This window comes from Lentzea sokolovensis (genome assembly GCF_033949975.1).
Taxonomy (GTDB): domain Bacteria; phylum Actinomycetota; class Actinomycetes; order Mycobacteriales; family Pseudonocardiaceae; genus Lentzea; species Lentzea sokolovensis.
Genome location: NZ_JAXAVU010000004.1, coordinates 172,162 through 190,306, shown reverse-complemented (window position 1 = coordinate 190,306; position 18,145 = coordinate 172,162). Strand labels below are relative to the sequence as shown.

The 18,145-nt window shown below is 69.3% G+C and carries 15 protein-coding genes and 1 pseudogene; 8 read left to right on the top strand and 8 right to left on the bottom strand.

Annotated features, from left to right (window positions below; genetic code table 11):
• Positions 1-26 precede the first annotated feature (26 nt).
• Positions 27-545 (bottom strand): MarR family winged helix-turn-helix transcriptional regulator, encoded by a 519-nt coding sequence (locus SK854_RS06340; protein WP_319974040.1) that lies wholly within the window; start codon positions 543-545, stop codon positions 27-29.
• Between the two features lie 76 nt (positions 546-621).
• Here SK854_RS06340 and SK854_RS06335 point away from each other — a divergent pair, with 76 nt between their 5' ends.
• A complete protein-coding gene (locus SK854_RS06335) occupies positions 622-1,245 on the top strand; it encodes a maleylpyruvate isomerase family mycothiol-dependent enzyme (RefSeq protein ID WP_319974039.1) in 624 nt (207 codons plus the stop codon).
• A 1-nt stretch (position 1,246) separates the two neighbouring features.
• On the opposite strand, the gene SK854_RS06330 is transcribed toward SK854_RS06335, so the two are convergent.
• Positions 1,247-2,659, bottom strand: a complete 1,413-nt coding sequence (locus SK854_RS06330) for a DUF2867 domain-containing protein (RefSeq protein ID WP_319974038.1) — start codon at positions 2,657-2,659, stop codon at positions 1,247-1,249.
• 62 nt (positions 2,660-2,721) lie between these two features.
• Entirely contained in the window at positions 2,722-3,942 is a 1,221-nt protein-coding gene (locus SK854_RS06325) for an amidohydrolase family protein (RefSeq protein ID WP_319974037.1), read from the bottom strand.
• A gap of 112 nt (positions 3,943-4,054) precedes the next feature.
• On the opposite strand from SK854_RS06325, the gene SK854_RS06320 reads away from it, so the two are divergent.
• Together SK854_RS06320 and SK854_RS06315 are read left to right on the top strand one after the other, a co-directional pair.
• Positions 4,055-4,543: a MarR family winged helix-turn-helix transcriptional regulator gene (locus SK854_RS06320; protein ID WP_319974036.1), complete on the top strand. Its 489-nt coding sequence runs from the start codon at positions 4,055-4,057 to the stop codon at positions 4,541-4,543.
• Between the two features lie 46 nt (positions 4,544-4,589).
• On the top strand, positions 4,590-5,300 hold the full coding sequence (locus tag SK854_RS06315; protein WP_319974035.1) for a YqjF family protein: 711 nt from the start codon (positions 4,590-4,592) through the stop codon (positions 5,298-5,300).
• 18 nt (positions 5,301-5,318) lie between these two features.
• Here the strand turns inward: SK854_RS06315 and SK854_RS06310 are convergent, their stop codons facing one another.
• The 5 genes from SK854_RS06310 to SK854_RS06290 all read right to left on the bottom strand — a co-directional run bounded on the left by SK854_RS06310 (position 5,319) and on the right by SK854_RS06290 (position 8,756).
• Complete coding sequence (locus SK854_RS06310) at positions 5,319-6,200, bottom strand: alpha/beta fold hydrolase (RefSeq protein ID WP_319974034.1); 882 nt, start codon at positions 6,198-6,200, stop codon at positions 5,319-5,321.
• A gap of 98 nt (positions 6,201-6,298) precedes the next feature.
• On the bottom strand, positions 6,299-6,499 hold the full coding sequence (locus SK854_RS06305) for a hypothetical protein (protein WP_319974033.1): 201 nt from the start codon (positions 6,497-6,499) through the stop codon (positions 6,299-6,301).
• 134 nt (positions 6,500-6,633) lie between these two features.
• On the bottom strand, positions 6,634-7,089 hold the full coding sequence (locus tag SK854_RS06300) for a hypothetical protein (RefSeq protein ID WP_319974032.1): 456 nt from the start codon (positions 7,087-7,089) through the stop codon (positions 6,634-6,636).
• Between the two features lie 433 nt (positions 7,090-7,522).
• Positions 7,523-7,912 carry an HPF/RaiA family ribosome-associated protein gene (locus SK854_RS06295; protein WP_319974031.1) on the bottom strand — a complete coding sequence of 130 codons (390 nt, stop codon included), beginning with the start codon at positions 7,910-7,912 and terminating at the stop codon, positions 7,523-7,525.
• 427 nt (positions 7,913-8,339) lie between these two features.
• Positions 8,340-8,756, bottom strand: a complete 417-nt coding sequence (locus SK854_RS06290) for a hypothetical protein (protein WP_319974030.1) — start codon at positions 8,754-8,756, stop codon at positions 8,340-8,342.
• A gap of 263 nt (positions 8,757-9,019) precedes the next feature.
• Between SK854_RS06290 and SK854_RS06285 the strand changes: the two genes are divergently transcribed.
• The 5 genes and pseudogenes from SK854_RS06285 to SK854_RS06265 all read left to right on the top strand — a co-directional run bounded on the left by SK854_RS06285 (position 9,020) and on the right by SK854_RS06265 (position 18,090).
• Positions 9,020-11,758: a tetratricopeptide repeat protein gene (locus SK854_RS06285; RefSeq protein WP_319974029.1), complete on the top strand. Its 2,739-nt coding sequence runs from the start codon at positions 9,020-9,022 to the stop codon at positions 11,756-11,758.
• Positions 11,759-11,782: 24 nt separating this feature from the next.
• A pseudogene (locus SK854_RS06280) lies at positions 11,783-11,893 on the top strand (pyridoxal 5'-phosphate synthase lyase subunit PdxS); the annotation flags it as partial.
• A 325-nt stretch (positions 11,894-12,218) separates the two neighbouring features.
• Positions 12,219-14,855 carry an RICIN domain-containing protein gene (locus SK854_RS06275; RefSeq protein WP_319974028.1) on the top strand — a complete coding sequence of 879 codons (2,637 nt, stop codon included), beginning with the start codon at positions 12,219-12,221 and terminating at the stop codon, positions 14,853-14,855.
• Positions 14,856-15,291: 436 nt separating this feature from the next.
• A complete protein-coding gene (locus SK854_RS06270) occupies positions 15,292-16,272 on the top strand; it encodes a quinone oxidoreductase family protein (protein ID WP_319974027.1) in 981 nt (326 codons plus the stop codon).
• Between the two features lie 138 nt (positions 16,273-16,410).
• Positions 16,411-18,090, top strand: coding sequence for a CocE/NonD family hydrolase (locus tag SK854_RS06265; protein WP_319974026.1), 1,680 nt, complete (start codon positions 16,411-16,413; stop codon positions 18,088-18,090).
• Positions 18,091-18,145 lie beyond the last annotated feature (55 nt).

The following is an 18,145-nucleotide window of genomic DNA, read 5'->3' as shown; positions in this document are numbered from 1 at the left end:
CGTTGGTGAGCGTGAACGTCGAGATGTCACACCTCCGGGGACGAGCGGCGATCAAGCGGATCGAGCACGGCGGCAAGTGCCGCCACGGCGGCCTCGACGTCCGCGTCACCGGCCTTGCCCAGCAGGTCGTGCTGGGCGGCGACGACTTCGCGGACCACCCGCTCGGCCACGTCCGTTCCCTCGGTTGTCAGGGCGACGCGCCTGCTGCGTCCGTCGGAGGCGTCGGAGGTCTGCGAGGTGAGACCGCGGCGCTCCAACGACCGCAGCACGTTGCTCAGCCCGCCGGTCGTGAGCAGCAGCCGGGACGACAGCTCCGACGGCTTCAGGTGCGCGTCGCCTGCCGTGAGCAGCGTGCCGAGCACGTCGTACTCGGCACGGCTCAGCCCGAAGCCCGACAGCGCGGCGACCGTGACGCGGTCGGTCAAGGCGTGCATCCGTGCGACGCGCTTGGTGAACTCGATCGTCCGCACCGGCAGTTCGGGGGCGTGCCGTGCCCACCACGCCACCACTCCGCCGACCAGGTCCGTCTCGCCGCGCTCTGCCACGACGGCAATCTATCTTTGGAGATAGCTTTATGCAAAGGCATCTTGCGATCGGAGTGACCACGACTGTCGTCGCGCCATGCCCGACCTGACGGAGATCCAAAAGCGCGAGCTCGCCGTGCTGGCCGACGACCTGAGCGCGCTCGACCCGTCACAGTGGCGCACGGCCACGCTGTGCGGTGACTGGGACGTCGAGGAGACCCTCGCCCACCTCGGCGCGGCTTCGAGGCTCAACCTGGTGGGGTGGATCCGCAGCATGGCCGGCGCCCGGTTCAACGCGGACCTGCACAACCGGCGGCGCCTCGAAGAGTTCCGCGGCGCCACCCCGCGGGAGACGCTCGAACGGTTCCGGCACATCGGCACGATCGCTCTACCGGCGAAGTCGTCCCCGGCCGGGCTGGGCGAGGTGATCGTCCACGGCGAGGACATCCGCAGGCCGCTCGGACTGAGGCACACCCCCGACGCCGACGGCCTGCTCGCCGTGGCCCGTTTCTTCGCCGCGAAGGACTTCGCGGTCAACAGCAAGACCTTGGTCAAGGGCTTGGCGCTGCGGGCGACCGATGCTGACTTCGAGGCGGGCAGTGGGCCGGAGGTTCGCGGGCCGTTGCTGTCGCTGGTCATGGTGATGGCGGGCCGTGACGTGTTCCTCGCCGACCTCGGCGGCGACGGAGTCCCCGAACTGCGCCGGCGACTGGCCTCCTGAGTCACGCGCCCTGGTGTGCCGCGGACGCCTTTCTGACGATCCCGCGCGCCATCGTGGCGAACACGATGTCGTGCAACGGTTTCTGCGCCATCCAGTACAGCTGGCCGAGCAGCCCGTCGGCGGTGAACGTGATCTTCTGCCGGTAGCGCGTGCGGTCGCCTTCGCGATCGACGCGCATGTCGAGCACCGTGCGGCCGGGCATCTTCATGTCGGCCCGCAACACCAGCTGCCTCGCCTCGTCGTCGCGGCGCACGACGGTCCAGAAGTCGACCACGTCGCCGTCGCCGACCTCGGGTGCCCTGCCGCGGTACAGCCCGATGCCGCCGAACAGGTGGTCGATCGCACCCCGCACCGTCCACACGAGCGGGACCGTGTGCCAGCCGTCCTGGCCGCCCAGCGTGTTCACCGTGCGCCACACGTCCTCGGGTGACGCCTCGGTGAGCACCGTCCGTTCCTCGGTGAACACCTCGCCGCCGGTCTTCTCCGCCTCCGGCGTGGTCGCGGCGCGAATGGCGTTGTCGACGCTGGTCATGCCACCGGGCGGCGCGGGCAGCACGTCGGTGATCGGCGGACCGTCGGCCGCGAGATCGTGGTCGAGTGAGGCGAACAACGGCTCCGCGACCGCCGTGGGCACCGGCGTCACGAGCCCGGCGACCTGCGCGGCGAGCTTGTGCGACCACAACGGCGCGGGCACCGGCAGCCGGACCGGGAGCCGCAGCACCCGCGCACACCGCTGCACCAGTTCCAGATAGCTGAGCCGCTCCGGCCCCGGCACGTCGAACACGCCGCCGATCGGTTCCGTGGCGTCCGCGGCGGCGACCAGGAGGTGCACGACGTCGGCGAGTGCCACCGGCCTGCTGGTGTTGTGCATCCACGACGGCACCGGCACCCACGGCGTGAGCCGGGTGGAGGATCGCAACAGCTCGAAACTCGCCGACCCGGCGCCGATGATCATCGACGCCTGCAGCACGAGCGCGGGCACCCGTCCCGCGGTCAGGACGTCACCGACCTCGGCCCGGGAGGCGAGGTGCGCGGACAGGCCGGGGGAGTCGGGCCGCGGCCCGCCGACGTAGACGATCTGCCGCACCTCCGCGTCCGCCGCCGCCGTCGCCAGCACGGAGGCGGCCTCGCGGTCGATGCCGGCGAAGTCCGGCTGATCCAGCGAGTGCATCAGGAAGTACACGAGGTCGCTGTTCGCCAACGCTCCCCGGACCGCGCGAGGGTCCGTGGCGTCGCCGACGTGCACCATCACCCTTGTGGGGAACCGTGCCGCCTGGCTGCGGTCGCGAACCAGCACGGCCACCTCGTGCCCGTGCGCGAGGAGTTCCGGCACGAGGTGCGAACCGAGGTGCCCGGTCGCGCCCATCACGAGACACCTCAGCGGCGGGTCTTCCTGGTCGATCGTCACCCGCATGACGTGCCCACTTTCGGCCGAGCGCAATCGTCCGCACGCACGAATGCCGGCGCGGCCCCGCGTCAGCGCCGCTGGACGAGAGCACCCCGGCGCCAGACGGCACGCGTGTTGAGGGTGTCCGAGATCGTGGTGGTCGGGTCCCCGTCGACGAGGAGGAGGTCGGCGCGCAGTCCCTCGGCGATGCGGCCGCGGTCGGACAGCGCGAACCGCCGGGCCGTCGTGGCGGTCGCGGCGCGCAGTGCCTGTTCCGGGGTGAGTCCTGCCCTCACGAGGTACTGCAGTTCGTGGTGGACGCTCGCGCCGTGGGCGAGGCCGCCGAGGAACGGCAGCGGAACGGAGGCGTCGGTGCCCACCAGGACGTCGACGCCGGCATCGCTGAGCGCCTTGATGGTCGTCAGGACGTCCTTGATCTCGCCCTGCGGATAGCAGTCGAAGCTGGAGCGCAGGGTCTTGTCCCAGGCCTCGTCCAGCCGGGAGGACACCCGCGGGTCGTCGGCGAGTTCGCCGCCGGTGATGCCCATGAGGGAGGCGTTGAGGACCGCGCAGGGCACGACGAACATGCCGGTGTCCTTGATCAGGGCGATGATCTCGTCGTCGTGGGGTTCGACGAACAGGTGCGCCAGGCCGTCGATTCCGGCCTCCACGGCCATCCTGGTGGCGTCGATGGTCAGCGTGTGGGCGACCGTGAGGACGCCGTACCTCTTGGCCTCGGCCACGCCCGCGTTCAGGGTGGCCTGATCGATCATCGGAAGCCCTGGGTGTCCCTCGACGCTGCCGTCGTCGATCATGAACTTGACGTAGTCCGAGCCGTGGGCGAGCAACCGGGGGATCGAGGCCGCGGCGGCCTCCGGGCTCGTGGCGTCGGGCTGGAACGGCGGCTCGCCCGTCTGATCTCCGCCGCCGCCGGGAGTGAAGCCCGGCGGGAACAGCTCGGCGGGATGCCCACCGGGCGGCGTGAGGCCGAAGCCCGCCGAGCGCACGTCCGCGACCGCGTCGTTCTCGGTGATGCCGGCCCGCCGGTCGCGCGTGTTGACGCCCTGCATCTCCAGCTCGGTGGTCACGCCGAAGCGCAGCGCCAGCGCGAGGGCGTCCGGTGCGGTGTGGACGTGCGCGTCGATCAGGCCCGGCAGCAGTGTCGCGCCGGTCCCGTCGACCACGTCGGCTCCGGCGGGCACCTCCCCGCCGACCTGGACGATCTTTCCGTCCTCGATGGACACGGTGGTGACGCCCAGGTTCTTCTCGCCGTCGAAGACCCTGGCGCCGGTGATGGTGGTCGTGGTCATGGCCTGCCTTGATCGTGGTGGGTGACTTCCTCACTGAATCATATACCTTAAGTCATGTAAATATCTGAAGGTATGTAGATGCCTTCTGCTTCGTAGTTGCTAGAGTCGCTGGATGAGCGACTCGCCTCGGCCAGGGGACGACGAAGGCCTGCTCGACCAGGTCGGGCCCGCCCTGTCCCGGCTCCGCCGGCGGACCTCCGGCGGACGCGGGGACCTCACCCGCAACCTCGTCCTGAACGTGGTCCACGACGATCCCGGCGAGATGACGGTGGGCGGGGTCGCCGCCGAGATGGGGGTCGCCCAGCCCGTCGCCAGCCGGACCGTGGCCGCCTGCATCGCGGACGGCCTGCTCCGTCGTGCCGTCTCACAGGCGGACGGCCGCCGCACGGTCCTGGAGCTCACCGAGGCCGGCGAGGCCGAACGCGGCCGCTTCGCCTCCGAGCAGCGCGAAGCCTTCGAGTTCATCACGGCCGGGTGGACGGCCGCCGAGCGCGACCAGTTCGCCCGGTTCCTGATCCGCTACAGCCAGGACAGTTCGGACTGGTCGCGCAGGCAGGCGCTCAAGGGCCGGCCCGGCGGCTCCGCGGCCACTGGAGCTTGAGGAACTCGGCCCGGACTCTCAGGTGTGCTGCGTTTGAATCGTGTCCATGACCTTCGGTTCACCGCGGCGCATCGACCGTTCGGTGCTGACGCAGTGGTGGACCGACGTGACGTTCCTGCATTGGCGAGTTCCTCCTGAAGCGGTGGAACATCTGCTGCCCGCGGGCACGCGACCGGACGTGGTCGGTGGCGACACGTTCGTAGGGCTCATCGCGTTCCGCCTGTGCCCGCTGGGCTGGCCCGCGCTGACGCACCGCTGGAGCTTCCCGGAGACCAACGTCCGCCTGTACACGATCGACGGGCAGGGCAGGCGCGGCGTCGTGTTCCTGTCGATGGACGCCGCGAACCTGCCGTTCGTGCTGAGCGCACGAGCTCTCGCGGGACTGCCGTACATGTGGTCGGACACAACGGTGCGCCGTGACGGCGACGAGGTCACCTACACCTGCCGGCGCAAATGGCCTCATCGTCCGGACGCGACGAGCACCTTCACCGTGCGGGCGGGGGAGCGGATCGCCCGGCCGAGCCCGCTGGAGGAGTTCCTGACGGCCAGGTGGGGACTGCACACGTCCTGGCTCGGCCGGACCACGTACCTGCCGAGCCACCACGCGCCGTGGGACCTCTGCCGCGCCACGATCGTTCGCTGCGACGACGATCTGGTGGCATCGGCGGAGATTCCGGTCTCCGGCGAGCCGATGAGCGTTCTGTACTCACCCGGAGTGCGGGCCAGGTTCGGCGTCCCGTCGTGCGCGGCGTCCTGAACTCCGCGACCGGGACGACTAGCGGACGGCCTTCAGCACGTCGTCGACGGCACCGGCGATGATCTCCGGACGTTCGGTCACGATTCCTTCGTGCGTCGTGTTCTCGGCGAGCACGTGCTTCCGGTTCGGTCCCTGCGCGAAGCGGACCTGGGCGTCCCGCCACATCTTCGCCGCGTCGGGGGAGTCGGCGAACGGGGTCCCGGACGCGACGATCGCGGTCACCGGCACGTCCTGCGGCCAGGCGAGGCGGTGAAAGACGCGGTGCACGGCGGCGTAGTCGACCATCACGGCGAGCAGCTGGCGGTTCTTCTTGGTCGACGCCTGCGTCAGCAGGGCGGTCCGCTGCTTCTCGATGACCGGTTCGAACGCCGTCAGCATCTCGTCGGTGAAGAAGTCGGGCACGTTCGCGTCGACGAGCACCGCACCCGACACCCAGCCCGGGTTCTTGTGCGCGAAGTTCGTGGCGACCTCACCCGCGATCGAGTGCGAGACCAGCACCACGTCCTTCGTCAGTCCCAGTTCCCTCAGTCCGGCCTCCAGGTCGGACACCGCGTTCTCCACCCTCCACGGCCCCGAGACCTCGTCGCTCTCGCCCTCACCCGCCCGGTCGTAGGTGACGACCTTCGACCCGGTGGCCTTCGCCAGCCGCGGCGCCAGTTCCTTCCAGTACGACGAACTCAGCCCGCCGCCCGCGTCCAGGACCAGGGCGGGCAGCCTGCCGTCCACGACGTGGAAGACCAGTTCGTGCTCGGCGTTCGTCACCTTGTGCGTCCTGGACGCCGCGGGTGACGGGCTGCTCGCCGCGTTCGGTGACGAGCACGCCAGGAGCGACGCTGCGACAAGTATTCCGGAACCGAGAGCGATCGCCTTGCGGCACAAGGGATTCAGGTGCTTGACCATGACGGGAACCCTAGGAATCTCCCGGCCGCACGACGATCAGGCCACCCGGCGGATCCCCGCTGGTGCCGGCCACACCTCGACGCTGGGGGAGGCCCCCGTCACTCGGGGCGCAACGACCTGCGGATCTCCTCCAGGCGGTCGCGACCGGCCTCCTCGCGCCGGTCGAACTGGTCCTGGGTGTTCTGCGGATCGCCCGCCAGCTCGGTGGCGGCCTCGCTGGTGAGGTTCCGGCCTTCGATCTTGTCGCGGACGTAGTCGAACGTCGGCACGCCGTCTTCGGTGTAGTCCGGTTCAGTCATGTCCCCATCATCCCCGTTGACGCGCGCTGTGGTGGGAACGCACCGGGGCACGCCCTGGGGAACTCGGGGCAGCCGAACGACCAACCCAGCCGCCACCACAGCCGCCGACGCCGCCGGGACGTGCTGCTGGCGGTTCAGGGTGGCGGTACGACGCCGTCGGTCCGTTCGAGGTCGGAGATCCACAGGGCCAGTACCGCCCGCGCGTCCTGCAGGGTGCGTGCCGGCTCGCCGAGTCCGTGCAACGCCAGCCGCCGCTGTTCGAGCCTGGGGCTCCGGAACCTCGGGAAGGCGAGCTTGAGGCACGTGTCGATCATCTCGGCGTGGTAGTGCAGCAGCTGAGTCAGCCGAAACTCCAGCGACGTGAGGTCGGCGTCGCCGATGAGGTCCAGAGCCCATCCGTGCAGCCGGCAGTAGTCGGACGCGATCCGGCCGCCTCGGCGGGCCACCTGTGTCGGGACGTCGCCAGGCTGCGCGCAGGCGCCGATGATCTGCTCGGCGGCGGGCTGGAGCGCGACCGCACGGGTGGCCACCTCCAGCAGCGACCGCAGCGCGACCAGACGCGCGGCGGTGGAATCCTTCGCAGCTGCCACGTTGGCGCCTCGCCGCGGGCGACGCCCCGGAATCCGCATGTGATCCACCAGCCTCGACGAGCCAGCCTCGGAGCATCCAGTATGAACCGCCACGAGGCGCGCCGCGAGGTGCGGGAGTGTGGATCGCTTCCCGCCGGTTCGAGCGTCGCGCTGGTGTTCAGGCAGACCTCCTCGTGAGGCTTGCCGATTGGGCGAACGATGTTCGATTCCTGGTTCGTGACAGGGCAGGTCAGTTCGTGGCGTCGTTCGACTCCGTTTTGCTGACGCCGGCATCGACGTTGTGAAGATCCCACCGCGAAATCCACCACGACCCGATCACCAGCTCACTGAGTCAGGCTGCAGGGCACCCCACGCGGTTCTGCGCGGCACCTCTGGCCGAGCGCACTCGACCAGAGGTTCGGCCGACGAGGCCTACGTCGTCATGTCGCCTTGATCAGCCCCGAGGCTCGTCCTCGATCGCGCCGACCAGCTCCGGGTCTTCCGGAGCGGGCATGTGACGGATGCTGTCACTGCCCTTGTGGTCGTGGGCACGGCTGTAGCGGGAATCCAGCACCCTTCCCAACTTGTGCGCCGCCCCGGCGTAGGCGTCGTCCACGGTCGTCGCGTGGTGGGTGACCGCGACCGGCTGTTTGCCTCCCGGCCGCGCCTCGATGACGCACTTCTTGTCCTCCGGCTTGCCGCCCCCGTCCTCACTGAGGTGCACCTCCACGCGGGTCAACCATCCGCTGAACCGGGACAGGCTGCTTTCCAGGTCGGTGGTCACATAGGTGGCCAGTCGTTCGCCACCGTGGATGTTGTGGTCGGTGTTGACCTGGATCTGCATGAGCACCCTCCGGAACGGGACAGAAATGGTCTTGGTCGATACCACGGGAGCGGCCGGTTCAAACGCGGCGGTGTTCAGCGCGTGGACTGAACACCCTGTGGTTGACCAACAGGACCGTCCACGCGGAGTCATCCACGACTACCGCCATGCTGCTCAACTTGCACGGACGCAGTTTTCTGCACGCACAACACCAGAGACTGTTTCAGGCACGCGAGGCTCAGCAGGTGCCAGCGCCCAAGCCGGGCCGCACGTCCCAACGGGATCTTCCCCCGAGACGACCACCACTGTGCCCGCCTCCATGACCTCGGACGCGGGCACAGTTCCAGGCGGCTACTCGACGTCGTGGTCGTACGGATCCTGTGGATCGTCACCAACCAGTCCTGCGGTTCGCCCGGTGACGTTCAGACCGACCTGTCCTTCGGCCCGGCTACCAGCTGTTGGTCTCGCACTTCTTCGCCGCCAACGACCTGCCGCCGTGGCCCTGGATGTAGGAAGAGCCCTCGATCACGGTGCACCACTCCTGGTTGCCGTCCACGTCGGACTGCGTCGTCGAGCCGTAGCAGGCGATCGTGTCGACGCAGCGGATGGACTTGTGGCCCTGATACTGACCGTTCCGGTAGCGCGAGATCGCGTACTGGTGAACGGCGTTGTGCCCGGAGCAGGCCGCGACCGCGGAAAACGTGATGGTGTTTCCGGATTTCTGCGGCAGGTAGGCCGTGACGGAGCAGCTGTCGAGCGGCGAGGCGAAGGCGGCGCTGGGCGTGACGGCCACGCCTCCCAGGCCGAGCAGCACGGCAGCGCCGATCGCGGCGGCTCGGGACAGCTCAAGGTGGGACGGCTTCATTCTGTGATTCCTCTCTGTCGATCAGGCTTCGTTGCTGTTGTGTCGCTCCGGGTCGACCAGGTGTCCGTCGAGTGGTGTGTCTCAGCGTCAGGCGCCGATGTCCGGTGCGGGGAAACTTTGGACGAATTTGGACGCCCGCCCTCGGCGCCGTGACCCGTTCAAGGGCAGACGGCGTGGAATGTCTCGTAGGCGACCCGCCGTCGGTGATGAGGTCGCTAGGCTTCGACGCACCGAGACATCGACCGATCTCGTGGGGGTGGGCGATGCCGCTCCCCGGGGACCCGGTGACCGCGCGGACAGAGGTGTTCACGTCACTGCCCGACCCAGGGCAGGCGAATGGTTTCGCCGATCTCGTCGAGCGGTTGCGGCGGTTGAAGGTCTGGGCCGGTGACCCCTCCTATGAAACGATCAAAGACCGGGTCAACAAGGCGTGGACGGCGGCAGGCCGGCCGCCGTGTGAGCTGACGCGCAGGTCCACCGTCGCCTATTGCTTCCGGCCCGGCCGGCGACGCTTGGACACCAACCTGGTACTCGCGGTGGTTCAGGCGCTGCACCCCGACACCGGATATGTGACGCAATGGCGTCAGGCGTTGCGGGTGATCGGCGGGGAGACCGAGGCGGTGTCCCAGGTTCGGGTCCAGGACAGCCTGCCGCAGGATCTGGCCGGGTTCACCGCCCGCACCGGCGAACTGGACCGGCTGCGCCATGTGGCACAGGACGGGCAGGCGGTCGCGATCTCCGTGATCGAGGGGATGGCCGGGGTCGGCAAGACCCGACTCGCAGTGCACGCCGCACACCTGCTCCACCAGCAGCAGCCGTTCGAGAAGGTGTTGTTCGTCAACCTGCGCGGCTTCGACCCGGCGCAGCCGCCGGCCGACCCCGCAGCCGTCCTGGACGGGTTCCTGCGTCTGCTCGGCATGCCCGGCCAGCAGATCCCCCACACCCTCGACGCGCGCGCCGCCGCCTACCGCGATCGCCTCGCCGGCATCCGTGCCCTGGTGGTGCTGGACAATGCCGCAACCACCGAACAGGTCCGCCCGTTGCTGCCTGCCACACCGGGGTGCCCCACCCTGGTCACCAGCCGGTGCAGCCTGTCCGATCTGCACCCCGCGGCCCACCTGTCCCTGGACGTCTTCAGCCCCGACGAGGCCCGGCGATTCCTGACTCGAGCCGCACCCCGAGCACCGGCCGGCGACGACCCCGAGGCAGGCTCCCGGATCGCCAGGAGCTGCGGCTACCTACCGCTCGCGCTCGGGCTGGTTGCCGGACACGTACGAGCTAAACCCGGCTGGACGTTCACCGATCATGCCGACCGGCTCGATGAACGCCATCGCGACCGGCGCCTGGACACGGGTGTCGAACTGGCTTTCGACCTGTCCTACCAACACCTGCCCGCCGACCGGCGATCACTGCTGCGGCTACTTGCGCTGCACCCCGGGCAGGACTTCGACGCCTACGCCGCAGCGGCGCTGGCTGACACCGACCTGGCCGTCACCCAGGTCCACCTGCAACACCTGCTCGGCGATCATCTACTTCAACAGGGCAGCCCTGGCCGGTACACCTTCCACGACCTGGTTCGCGTCTACGCCACAGTCCGGGCCTCCGACGAGGACCGCCCACCCGAGCGCCGCACCGCACTGACCCGCCTGTTCGACCACTACCTCGCCACCGCCGCCACCGCCATGAACACGCTGAACCCAGGCGAAGCCCACGACCGGCCCGCGATCCCCCCGGCCGGGACTCCCACCCCGGACCTGACCGACCCGGACACCGCCAGGGAATGGTTGGACAGCGAACGGACCACCCTGATCGCCGTCGCCGCCCACACCGCCACCCACGGCTGGCCCACCCACACCACCCGACTCGCCCGCACCCTGTTCCGGTACCTCGACGGCGGCCACTACACCGACGCCGTGACCGTGCACGGCGACGCCCACCAGGCCGCTCGCCACAGCGGCGACCCGACCGGACAAGCCCACGCCCTGACCAACCTCGGCGCCGCCCACTTTCGGCTGGGCCGGTACGGGGCGGCCAGCGAGCACTACCAGCAGGCCCTGACCCTGTACCGGCAGATCGGCGACTCGGCCGGCCAGGCACGCGCCCTGGGCAACCTCGGCATCATCGCGGAGCGATCGGGTCGGTATCGGAGGGCCACTGACCGGTACGCACAGGCCCTGACCCTGTACCGGCAGACCGGCGACCGGAGCGGCGAAGCCCGCACACTCGGCAACCTCGGTGAACTAGAAGGGCGGCTGGGCCACCACCGCGCGGCCGTCGAGCACCACGAGCAGGCCCTGACCCTGTGCCGGAAGGCCGGCGACCGGGACGGCGAAGCCCTCACGCTGAACAGCCTCGGCCAGGTCGAGGTGCGGTCGGGCTGGTACGGGCCGGCCGGCGACCACCTCCGGCAAGCCCTGACCCTGTACCGGCAACTCGGCCACCACTCCGGCGAAGCCAGCACGCTGGACAGCCTCGGCACCCTCCACACCCGCCTCGACCAGCCCGACCAGGCCACCGAACACCATCAGCAGGCCCTGGCCATCGTCCGCGAGATCGGCAACCGGTACGGCGAAGCCTGGGCGCTCAACGGCCTCGGAGAAGCCGCCCACACCGCCGGCCACCCCACCGACGCCCTCACCCACCACACCGCCGCCCACACCACCGCCGCCGGCACCCGGCGACCGCGACCAGCAGGCCCGCGCCCACACCGGCCTCGGCCACGCCCACCAGACCCTTGGCAACCCCGCCCTCGCCCGCGAGCACTACCAGCACGCCCTGGCCATCTACACCGACCTCAGCCTGCCCGAGGCCGACGAGGTTCGCGTCCACCTCGCCGCCCTCGACACCAGCAGTGCCGAACAGCGGTGACGGGTGCCACCGCGCTGAGCCAGCCGCGGATCACCTCAGTGGCTGCCACGGAAAGGGCGGGGCCGTGCTCGGCGGCGGCGCGGCCGATGAGCCTGTCCGCAACCTGCTCGGGGACCTGGAGACACCACAGCTGACCGCCGAATGCCGATCCATGATCGAAGGCCGCCATCTTCCACGGCGACGCGGACGTCATCGGCAAGGTCTGGCGCGGCCTGGGTGAGGCCGTGGCCGGCATCAACGTCGACGACATCCCGGAGCCGCACCGCCTCTTTGCTGTTCTGGAAGGCGTTGACCATCAACACAAGACCGATCAACTTGGTCTGGATTACCCGGGTCGCGGTGGATGAGTCGTACCAATAAGGCCGAGCGCGCAAGCTGCGACCATCCTGAACAGGCATCCGGCTGGACTAGTCCGACTCATTCTCGTCAACATGTACTACCTATTGACCGTCGCAGTCGCTGAGCCCTACCTTGGGGACCTGCGCCTTCCTGCCCTCGACTCGACGACTGCCCGTGGCATTTTCGTCCACTGTGGACTCTGTGTTGGCCCGCCGCCAGCAACGAGAACTCTTCGCCAGGACTAGGAGTTCAGGCATGGCACGAGTTTTGCTGCGGGCCGTGGTCGCGGTGGTGCTGGCCGTGGCCGGGGTGACGACCCCGGTCCCGGCGGCTGGTTCCGCCGCCCCGGTGCCGGACGTGAACGGGGTCGCCGCGGGCAACGCCGCGATCGAGTCGGTCGATCTGGCCGGCAGGTGGAGCTTCACGCCGGCGGGCAGGGCGGCCACGACGATCACCGTTCCCGGTGGTGGCTGGTACAAGCAGGGTTTCACCGACGTGTCCGAAGCGACGTACTCGCGCACGATCACCGTGCCCGACTCGGGGCAGCCGCAGTCGGCGTGGATCGAGTTCGGTGCGGTGAACCACCAGGCGACCCTGTCGGTCGACGGGCGGGTCGTCGCCACGCAGACGACCGCGTTCACCCCGTCGAACTTCGACATCACCGCTGTCGCGGCGCCCGGAACCACGCACACGATCAGCGTGAACGTGAAGGGCCGCAACGCGTTGAAGACACCGGCGGGCAAGTACCTGGTTCCCGACGCCGCCAGCTGGTCCGAGGCGGTGCCGCAGGGCATCTTCCGTTCGGCGTTCCTGCGCGTGTACCCGGCCGTGTACGTGAGCGACGCCTTCGTTCGCACCTCGGTGACAGACCAGAGCCTCACCTATGACGTGTCGGTCACCAACACCTCCGGCAGCGCCCGCACCGTGACCCTCGGTGGCACGCTCGCCTCGGACAACGGCGAGAACTTCAACTACCCCGCTCTGCCCAGTCGCACGGTCACCGTCGCGGCCCGATCCACCGCGACGGTGACCGTCGGCCCGGTGGTGTGGTCTCTCGGCTCCGCGTCGTACTGGTGGCCGAACGTGCCGTACCGCCAGGGGTATCGCGCTCAGTTGCACCGGCTGTCGGTGCACGCGTCCACCGATGACGGCCGCACCAGCGACGCCACGTATCGGTTCGGGTTCCGCGAAAGCACCCAGAACGGCGAGCACTACCGCCTCAACGGTGTGCGGCTGAACGTGCGCGGCGACAACCTTCAGGGCGCCGACTACGACCGGATCAACAACGGCGGCAAGGGCGACGCCTTCGACACGCTGCCGGGCTTCCTCCCGCCGTCGGCCGGCAACGGCGGCTGGCCGCAGGCGGTCGACAACTACCAGCGGCTCAACTACAACGTCGTCCGGATCCACCAGGAGCCGGCCAGCCCGTACATGCTCGACACGGCCGACGAGCTCGGCCTGATGATCATCGACGAGACCGCCATCCGCGGCTCCGGCGGCCCACAGGACTTCAACGCCGGTCGCGCCAACATGGTGGCCCACGCCCGCGCGCTGGTCCTGCGCGACCGCAACCATCCCGCGATCATCCGCTGGAGCCAGGTGAACGAGCCGAACGGCGGCGAGTTCGACTCGGAGCAGTTCCAGCGGGAGCTGTACGCGGCCATGAACGGCGCCGACGGCACCAGACCGATCATCGCCGAGCTGGGCGTCGGCGGGTCGCCCAACCAGTATCCCTCCATGACGCAGGCCAACTTCAACCTCATCCCGCACTACCTCGACGGCTTCGGCCGCTACGGCGAGCAGACCTGGTCCGTGGCCGGTCGGCCGGACGGCGAGGGCGAGTTCATCTGGCCGGCGTGCAACACGAAGCAGGGCTTCGAGTGGTTCGCCACCGCGACCGCCGCCAAGCGCGGCAAGGACACCAGCGACATACGGCCGTACACGCTGCTGTCCGCCTGGGCGAGCGTCATCCCCGGCGTGCGGACCACGGACTTCATCCCGGAGGAGGGCGGCCGCCCCGTCTACGGCGTGGACAACCTGCCCGACCCGTGGAGCAACGCCCAGATCCAGCGGGTCCAGGCCGGGTTCAACCCGGTCGCCGCGATCGACCTGCCCTACTGGTCGGCCTCCGGTGCGTCCGACGCGAACGGCAGCTTCCCGCTACCGTCGGCCGTTCCCGGTTTCGCCGGCAACACCAGGGTCGACCGCACCGTCACCGTCTTCAACGACACCCTCACCGGCACCGCCGTGGACTTCGCCTGGAGCGCCCGGCTGGACAGCCCCACCGGCGCGGTGATCGCCTCCGGCAGCACGACCCTCACCATCCCGCTGGGTTCGCGCGTGACCCAGCCCGTGTCCTTCACGACCCCTGCCGGCGGCTCACGGGTGTACCTCGTCCTGTCCACCAGCAAGTCCGGCACCACCACGTTCACCGACACGGCCGAGTACTTCACCCTGGGCGCCGGCCAGGGCCCGACGCCGGGCAAGTACCGCATCGTCAACCGCAACAGCGGCAAGCCGCTGGCCATCGCCGGCAACTCCACCGCCGACGGCGCCAAAGCCGTGCAGCAGACCGGAAACGCGACCTGGACCGTCAGCGCCGGTCAGAACGGATCCTTCAGCCTGCGCTACGACGCGACCGGCAAGGTGCTCGACGTCAACGGTTCCTCTTCCGCCACCGGGTTGCAGCTGCAGCAGTGGACGGCGAACGGCGGCACCAACCAGCAATGGTTCGTGCGGCCGGCGACCGGTGGTTTCTTCACCATCGTCAACGTCGGCAACGGTCTCGCGGCGGACGTCTACGGAGCGTCCACAAGCGACGGTGCGCAGGTCGTGCAGTGGACTGCCAACGGCGGCGCCAACCAGCAATGGCAACTGCTGGCACAGTCCTGATCTCAGGAGGACAGGAAGAAGATCGCGGTGGCCGGCAGAAGTGCGAACACGGCGAGCACGACGAGCGTGATGCCCGCCCCTGGGTGCGCGGCCCGATCACCACGGTTCTGCTCAGCCGGTCCTCTGCGGCCAAGACGTGGAGTTGGTCGTTCTGCGGCACGAGATCGCCGTGTTGCGCCGTACCCAGGGGCGCCCGTGGTTGGACTGGGCTGATCGTGCGGTGCCGGCTGCGTTGGTGCGACGCCTGCCGAACTAGTCGCGGGATCCTCGTTTGGTGACGCGGGCACCGTGCTGCGGTGGCGAGGCCTTCTGTCGCGTCGTGTGCCGCCGTGTCGATGGGGGTGGTCACATAACGCAGCCTGCATGCGTTATCTCGTGAATCAGTGCTATGGTTCGCGTAACGCATGCAGGATGCGTTAAAGAAGGGGAGATCGCCATGAGGGCCATTCAGCTCACCCAGTTCGGCGCACCGCAGGGGTTCACCGTCGCTGACCTGCCGAATCCCGCGCTTGGGCTCGGTCAGGTCGCGATCGACGTCACCCACGCCGCGGTCGGCCTGATTGACGTCTACCTCCGCCAGGGCCTCTACGCAGGCGTCCCGGGGATGCCTCAGGTGCCGTACGTGCCGGGTCTCGAAGTGGCCGGCACCGTCCGCGCCCTCGGTGAGGGTGTGACCGGTTTCCGCGTGGGGGAGCGGGTCGTGGCGATGTCCGCTGACGCGACCGGTGGGTACGCCTCGATCTACGTCGCCGACCAGTGGCGAGTCATCTCGACCGAGGGGTACTGCATCGATCCCGCACTCGCGGTGGCTGTCGTTCCGAACGCTGTCATGGCGCATGTCGCCCTGACCGGGCCCATCCGGCTCAACGACGGCGAGAACGTCCTCGTCCACGGCGCGCTCGGTGCGCTCGCCGCGGCTTTTCCCGGAATCGCCCGGCGGTTGGGCGCCTCGCGAGTGGTGGGCACGGTACGCGGCGACAAGATCGCTGCCGCGGCAGCGAGCAGGTTGCCTTACGACGCCGTCGTCGATTCCGCTCAGCTGCCCGACGCGCTCGACGGTGAGAAGTTCGACGTCATCATCGATCCCGTGGGCGGAGAGCTCCGCACCCACAGCCTGAACCTGCTCAAGCCCTCCGGACGACTGCTCGTGGTCGGCAACGCCTCCGGCGACTGGGGCCACGGCGTCGACGGCAACCAGATCTGGCAGACCAACGTCGTGGTCGCCGGGTTCAACGCCGGAGCCTGGCTGCCGAGCCACCCCGAGGCCATCAGGTCCGCGGCCGAGGCGGCGCTCCTCACCGTCGCTGCCGGCCAGGCCGACACCGAGCTCGACGTCCTGCCTCTCACCGAGGCCGCCACCGCCCACCGGCGACTGGAAGACCGTTCCGCCACCGGCCGTCTCGTTCTCGCTGTCTGATCTCGGCGGCAACTCGCTGCCCCGCGGCGAACCTCAGCGCCGCGGCTTCCACATAGGACTCTCGCGCAGTTCGTCTTCGCGAAGCGCACGTCCCTCCGAACCGTTGTGTCCCAGGACTTGAGTGAGCAGGAGCAGCAGATGACCACACGACCGAAGATGGACCGGACGATGCGGGCCGTGGGCTGGGCGGCGCAGCGGGCGTTGAAGTTCCCGCCCGCCGTCGATCGCAAGGTCACTGTCGAGAAGGACCTGAAGATCCGCGCCGACGACGGTGTGACGCTGCTGGCCGATCACTGGGCTCCGGCCAACGCTCCCGCCGGCGAACGGATCGAGCAGCTGCCTGTCGTCCTCGTGCGCACCGCTTACGGGTCGGGAGGACCGCTGGGCTGGATGTACGGACGCGCACTGGCGGAGCGCGGCATGCACGTGCTCGTCGTTCGCAGCCGCGGCACCTTCGGTTCCGGCGGAGTTTTCCTCGCCATGCGCAACGAGCGCGAGGACGGCTTGGCCACGCTGCGCTGGCTCGCCGAACAGCCGTGGGCCGGCGGTGGCGTCGTGTTGGCGGGATCGAGCTACTTCGGCTACACCCAGTGGGCCGTGGCGGCCGACGCGCCCGTCCAGGTCAAGGCCATGGTGCCCCACATCACGTCCTTGCGACTGGCGGTCACGCTGCTCCGTCCCGACCGCATGGAGCTCGACACGCTCCTGAACTGGGTGTGGAACACCAGCACCCAGGAACGCCCCCGCGCACTGATGCGCGCAATGCTGGGCTCGGACCGCAAGCACATCGCCAAGGCGATGAACGCACTCCCGCTCGTCGACGGGGACAAGATCCTCCTGGGCGAGGAGAGCGCCTTCTACCAGGAGTGCCTGCACCACGACCAGGACGACCCGTACTGGAAGGGCACGGACCTCTCCGACACCGTCGGTGACGTCACCGTGCCGGTCAGCTCGGTGACCGGCTGGTACGACATCTTCCTCGTCGACCAGCTCAAGGACTTCCAAAGGCTCGTGGAAGCCGGACGCAACCCGAGACTCACCGTGGGCCCGTGGTGGCACGCCGACGCACGAGGCATGGCCGCCTCCATCTCGGAGGTCGTCGACTGGGGTGCCGCCCTCGCCCGCGGCGAAGCTCCTGCCGAACGGGCGCCGGTCCGGTTGTTCGTGATGGGCGTCGACCAGTGGCGTGACTTCGACCAGTGGCCGCCCGCGGGCTACGCGGAGCAACGCTGGCACCTCAACCCCGGTGCGGCCCTCGGCGCGGCCCCGACCCGAGAGGTACCGCCGTCGTCGTTCACCTACGACCCGGTGAGTCCCACTCCGAGCCTGGGCGGACCCAAGCTCGACGCCAACGGCGTCGGTCCGAAGGACAACCGCCCGCTGGAGAAGCGTGACGACGTACTGACTTTCACCTCCGAAGCCCTCGAGACAGACGTCGAGGTCATCGGTGAGGTCTCCGCGGAAGTGTGGGTGTGTGCCGACAGGCCCAGCTGTGACGTGTTCGTGCGGCTGTGCGATGTCAGTCCGAACGGGAAGTCGACCAACATCTGCGACGACCTGGTCAAGGTGCGCCCGGACGGGATCACCAAGGTCACCGTGGAACTGTCGCCGACCGCCCACGTCTTCCGCCGCGGCCACCGGATCCGGGTGCAGGTCTCGGCCGGAGCGTTCCCGCGCTTCGCCCGCAACCTCGGCAGCGGCGAGCCGACCGCGACCGCCGTGACTCCGCACAAGACCAACATGGAGATCTTCCACGACGCCGAACACCCGTCGGCGATCCTCCTGCCGGTCAAGCAGGCGACGGCACACCACCGCTGAACCAAGCGGCGCCGAGACAGTCACAAGAGACTGCGTGACAACGAATCACGCTCAA